Here is a 5541-nt window from a genome sequence, read left to right on the forward strand (position 1 = left end):
CCTTGGCCGCCGCGAGCTGGCCCTGCACCACGCTGTCGTAGGACGGCCGGTCCACCGAGCGGAACACCCCGATCGGGGTGTTGCGCAGGTCCAGGCCGGGCAGCCGGGACAGCGCGAACGCGTACGCCGGGTCGGTCACCGTCGCGTCGTGGACGACGATCTCCTCCGGGCTGACCGAGCTGGTCTCCCGGACCTCCAGGCCGAAGCCGCCCGGCGGGTGCACCACGCAGAACCGCCCGTCGGCGCCGAAGGTGATCGGCTGCCCGTGCTCCAGGCGGATCAGGTAGTCGTCCCGGGTGGACGGGTCCTTCAGCTGTTCGAACGCCCCGTCGTTGAAGATGTTGCAGTTCTGGTAGATCTCCACGAACGCCGAACCCTCGTGCTCGGCGGCGGCCCGCAGCACCGACTGCAGGTGCTTGCGGTCGGAGTCGATGGTCCGGCCGACGAAGCTGGCCTCCGCGCCGAGCGCGAGTGAGAGCGGGTTGAACGGCGCGTCCGCCGAGCCGGCCGGGGTCGACTTGGTGATCTTGCCGACCTCGGAGGTCGGAGAATACTGACCCTTGGTCAGACCGTAGATCCGGTTGTTGAACAGCAGGATCTTGAGGTTGACGTTGCGCCGCAGCGCGTGGATCAGGTGGTTGCCACCGATGGAGAGCGCGTCACCGTCGCCGGTGACCACCCAGACCGACAGGTCCGGCCGGGACACCGACAGGCCGGTCGCGATCGCCGGGGCCCGACCGTGGATCGAGTGCATCCCGTACGTGTTCATGTAGTACGGGAAGCGGGACGAGCAACCGATCCCCGAGACGAAGACGGTGCGCTCCCGGGGGATGTTCAGCTCCGGCATGAACTGCTGGATGGCCGCCAGGATCGCGTAGTCACCGCAGCCGGGGCACCAGCGCACCTCCTGGTCGGACTTGAAGTCCTTGGCGGTGAGCTTGAGGGCGACGGGCTCAGACATTCTTCAGGACCTCTTCCAGCGTCGTCTCCAGCTCGGCGGCCGTGAACGGAAGGCCGCGGACCTGGTTGTAGCTGATCGCGTCGACCAGGTAGCGGGCCCGGATGACGTGGGCGAGCTGGCCCAGGTTCATCTCCGGGACGACCACCTTGTCGTACGAGCGCAGCACCTCACCGAGGTTGGCCGGCATCGGGGCCAGGTGCCGCAGGTGCGCCTGGGCGATGGACAGCCCGCGCTGGCGTACTCCGCGGCAGGCGGCGCCGATCGGCCCGTACGTGGAGCCCCATCCGAGGACCAGCACCCGGGCGTCGCCGTCCGGGTCCTCCACCTCGATGTCCGGTACCGGGATCGTCTCGATCCGGGCGGCCCGGGTGCGCACCATGAAGTCGTGGTTGGCCGGGTCGTAGGAGATGTCCCCGGTCTTGTCGGCCTTCTCCAGACCGCCGATCCGGTGCTCCAGCCCCGGGGTGCCGGGGATGGCCCACGGACGGGCCAGGGTCTCCGGATCGCGCAGGTAGGGCAGGAATGTCGTGCCGTCCTCGCCGTTGGGCTTGGTGGCGAACTCGACCCGCAGGTCGGGCAGCGACTCCACGTCCGGCAGCAGCCACGGCTCCGAGCCGTTGGCGACGTAGTTGTCGGACAGCAGGATCACCGGCGTGCGGTAGGTCAGAGCGATCCGGGCCGCCTCGAGCGCCGCGAAGAAGCAGTCCGACGGTGAGCGGGGGGCGATGACCGCTACCGGCGCCTCGCCGTGCCGACCGAACAGCGCCATGTTGAGGTCGGCCTGCTCGGTCTTGGTCGGCATGCCTGTCGACGGGCCGGCGCGCTGCACGTCCACGATCACCAGCGGCAGCTCCAGCGCCACCGCCAGCGAGATCGTCTCGCTCTTGAGGGCCACGCCGGGGCCGCTGGTGGTGGTCACGCCGAGCGAACCGCCGTACGACGCGCCCAGCGCCGCGCCGACCGCCGCGATCTCGTCCTCGGCCTGCACGGTGAGGACGCCGAAACGCTTGTGCTTGCTCAGCTCGTGCAGGATGTCCGACGCGGGCGTGATCGGGTACGCGCCGAGGAAGACCGGCAGCCCGGACCGGACGCCGGCGGCGACCAGCCCCAACGACAGCGCCGCGTTGCCGGTGATGTTCCGGTACGTGCCCGGCTTCATCTTGGCCGGCTTGACCTCGTAACGGACCGCGAAGTCCTCGGTGGTCTCGCCGAAGTTCCAACCGGCCTTGAAGGCGGCGACGTTCGCCGCGACCAGCTCCGGACGGGACGCGAACTTGCGCTCCAGGAAGCGCAGCGTCGACTCGTAGGGCCGGGAGTACATCCAGGAGAGCAACCCCAGGGCGAACATGTTCTTCGACCGCTCGGCGTCCTTCTTGGACACCGCGAACGAGGCGAGCGCACCGACAGTCATCGAGGTCAGCGCCACCGGGTGCACGACGTAACCGGCCAGCGACTCGTCGTCCAGAGGGCTGGTCTGGTAGCCGACCTTGGCGAGGTTGCGCTTGGTGAACTCGTCGGTGTTGACGATGATGTCCGCGCCGCGCGGCAGGTCGGCCAGGTTGGCCTTGAGGGCCGCCGGGTTCATCGCCACCAGCACGTTGGGCGCGTCGCCCGGAGTGAGGATGTCGTAGTCGGCGAAGTGCACCTGGAAGCTCGACACGCCGGGCAGGGTGCCGGCGGGGGCTCGGATCTCGGCGGGGAAGTTTGGCAGCGTGGAGATGTCGTTGCCGAGCTGCGCCGTCTCCGAGGTGAACCGGTCGCCGGTCAACTGCATGCCGTCGCCGGAGTCACCGGCGAACCGGATGACCACCCGGTCGAGTTGACGGATCTGCTTGGTCACTGTGCCACCTTCGTTCGCGACTGCGGGGCTCTCGCCTTGCCCGGCCACGGAACCTCCTCGACGCAACGTCTCACCGCACCGCCCCAGGCTGGTCCGGCCGTTGTCGTACCTCACCTCAGAGCCTACTTCTAAGGGAGCCCTAACAATCCCCGGAGGTCCGCCGACTGGGACCAGACTCGATGGAGTATTGCCCGAGTTTGCGGGCTTACGCCCTGGCCGCCGTAATTCAGATCACCACCGGATCGATTCGGTGGCCCCGTCCCGCCCGGCCGGGGCCACCCCGTCGATCAGTCGACCGGTTCTGGCGCCGGCCCGGGTGCCGGGCCGTTGAGCCGGCGGCGCAGCGAGGTGGTGGCCAGCGCGAGGGCAAGCACCACCAGCAGCGCCGAGACCACGATCAGGATGATCGCGGTGCGCTGCACCGAGGATGCCCCGCCACCGTCGCCGGCAGCACCCCCGGGGAGTACGCCCTGGGAGCCGGTCGCCGCGGGCGGCGAGACCACCGGTGTGGCCAGAGCGGCCGCCGCGGTGATCCGGAAGCTCATCTGCACCTGGCGGGTCGATCCACTGCGTGGGTCGAGGTGACCGATCACCGCGCCGGACAACGGCGCTTCCCGCTGAGCCTCCGGCGTCGCCTCCACCGGCAACCGCAACTCGGCGGTCCTGCCCGCCGCCACCACGCCCGCGTCGCAGCGGGTCCGGGTCGGGTCGACCACCACGCAGCCGTCCGGTGGAGTCGGAACTGTCACCCCGGCCGGCAGGACGACCTCCACCCGTCCGGCGGCGTCCACCGACCCGGTGTTGCCCAACCGGAGCGCGAGGGTGCTGGCGGCGCCGCTGATGTCGAACGTCACCTCGTCGGCCGCGAGAGCGATCCCGGGCACCGGCGGACCGGGCGGGAAGAGCACGGCGAAGCCCTGGTCGTCGGAGGCCTCCCCGGGCAGCCCCGGCGCATCGGCGACGACCTGGACGGAGCCGGCGAGCGGCATCTGCCTCCACGCGTCGCCGTCGACCCGCAGGCGGATCAGCGCGCTGAAGCGCGCGCCCGCCTCGGCTGTCCAGGCCCCGCAGTGGTACGTGCCGGCACCGGCGTCGGTGCAGCCCTTCGTCCCGGCGTCGGACAGCCCGGTCGGCAGCCGGTACGAGAGGCGGATCCGCTCCGCCGTCGTGCCGGTGTTGTGGATGGTGACCTGCAACGTGGTGGCCGTGCTGGCCGTGTTCCAGTACGCCTCGCGGAGGGTGACGTCCTGGGTGGTGACCTGGACTCCCAGTGGACTCGGCGGTGGCACCGGACCGGAGGCGGGCGGGCGGACCGGAGGCACCGGCGGCACGGGAGGCGCTCCCGTGGTGGGTCCGCCCGGAGCGGGCGCGGCGGTGGTCGGCGCCGGCGGCAGGTCAGGGGCGGTGGTCGCCGGTGCCGGTGGGGTCGTCTCCGGAGCGGGAGCGGTGGTCTCCGGCGCCGGTTCGGTCGGCACCGGATCGGTCGGCCCCTCGGTCGGGGGCGGCTCCTCGGACGTGGTGGCCTCGGGTTCGCTGACCGGATCGGTGGCCACCACCGGGTCCGGCGTCGCCGCGTTGGCCCAGGCCGGTCCCACGGCGAGCGCCGTGAGCAGGCCGAGCGCGAGCGCGGTCGCCAGCCAGGGTGCGGTACGCCGCCCCTCGGCCCGGAGACCGGGCGATGCCTTCAGGCGGGCCATCTGTCCTCCGGTGCCATGGGTGGGGGTCCAGTATTCGGTAACAGTTGCCTTGGTGCACTAGTCCCATCTGGAAACAAATCCGTAACGTGTTTGGGACGGCACTTCCGGCCGGGCGGTAGGCTCCCGAACTGTGACCGGATACCTGGGCTCGTACGCGACGCTCGGGCTCTTACTGCTCGCCAGCGTCCTGTTCTTCGTTACGGCGTTCTCGGCCAACCGGGTGTTACGTCCGGCTCGTCCGGCCGATCCGCCCGGCAAGCGGGCCAGCTACGAGTGCGGGCTCGACCCGGTCGGCGCGGACTGGGCGCAGATGCAGATCCGCTACTACGTCTACGCGTACCTGTACGTGCTGTTCGCGGTCGAGGCGGTGTTCCTCTTCCCCTGGGCGGTGGTCTTCGACCGGCCGGGCTTCGGTCTGGTGACGGTGGTGGAGATGGCGGTGTTCGTGGCGGTGCTCGCGCTCGGCATCCTCTACGCCTGGCGCAGGAACATCCTCCGCTGGACCTGAGCGTCGCGACCTCCGGCGATCGTGCCGGTCGGCCCGGCCGTTCGCGGTCGGTTACGGCGACGACCGGTCAGGCCAGGCCTCGGCGAGTCGTCGCCGGCGGGCGGTCACCCCGGATCGAGGCCACCATGTCCAGCACCCGACGTGTCGGGCCGACCTGGTGGGCCCGGAAGACCCGAGCGCCCAGCCAGGCCGACACCGCCGTCGCGGCGAGCGTCCCCTCCAGGCGTTCGGCCACCGGCAGGTCCAACGTCTCACCGACGAAGTCCTTGTTGGAGAGCGCCACCAGCACCGGCCAGCCGGTCGTGGTCAACTCGGCCAGCCGCCGGGTGATCTCCAGGGAGTGCCGGGTGTTCTTGCCGAAGTCGTGTGCCGGATCGACGAGGATCCCGTCGGGGCGTACCCCCTCCGCGACAGCGCGCTCGGCGAGCCCGGTCACCGTCGCGACCACGTCGGCGACCACGTCGTCGAAGGCCGCCCGGTGCGGCCTGGTCCGCGGGACCAGGCCGCCGGCGTGCGAGCAGACCAGCCCCGCGCC

At 71.0% G+C, this 5541-nt stretch carries 5 protein-coding genes; 1 reads left to right on the forward strand and 4 read right to left on the reverse strand.

Translation table 11 applies throughout. The features are described 5' to 3' along the window. From ACWCO3_RS30695 to ACWCO3_RS30705, 3 genes are all read right to left on the reverse strand, one after another. Window positions 1-961 (reverse strand): 2-oxoacid:ferredoxin oxidoreductase subunit beta (locus tag ACWCO3_RS30695; RefSeq protein WP_450013365.1); only part of this gene is annotated, 961 nt, incomplete at its 3' end. After that, window positions 954-2801, reverse strand: a complete 1848-nt coding sequence (locus tag ACWCO3_RS30700) for a 2-oxoacid:acceptor oxidoreductase subunit alpha (RefSeq protein ID WP_450013367.1) — start codon at window positions 2799-2801, stop codon at window positions 954-956. The genes ACWCO3_RS30695 and ACWCO3_RS30700, both read right to left, overlap by 8 nt. Window positions 2802-3088: 287 nt before the next feature. Beyond that, window positions 3089-4498: a hypothetical protein gene (locus ACWCO3_RS30705; RefSeq protein ID WP_145786152.1), complete on the reverse strand. Its 1410-nt coding sequence runs from the start codon at window positions 4496-4498 to the stop codon at window positions 3089-3091. A gap of 130 nt (window positions 4499-4628) precedes the next feature. Between ACWCO3_RS30705 and ndhC the strand changes: the two genes are divergently transcribed. Next, the gene (gene ndhC, locus ACWCO3_RS30710) at window positions 4629-5006 is read left to right on the forward strand and encodes an NADH-quinone oxidoreductase subunit A (RefSeq protein ID WP_088986508.1); all 378 of its coding nucleotides are present in this window, start codon (window positions 4629-4631) and stop codon (window positions 5004-5006) included. 67 nt (window positions 5007-5073) lie between these two features. Here the strand turns inward: ndhC and ACWCO3_RS30715 are convergent. After that, on the reverse strand, window positions 5074-5541 hold a 468-nt coding region (locus ACWCO3_RS30715; protein WP_450013370.1), incomplete at its 5' end, for a dihydropteroate synthase.

The sequence above is a fragment of the Micromonospora sp. NPDC002411 genome (assembly GCF_053592955.1).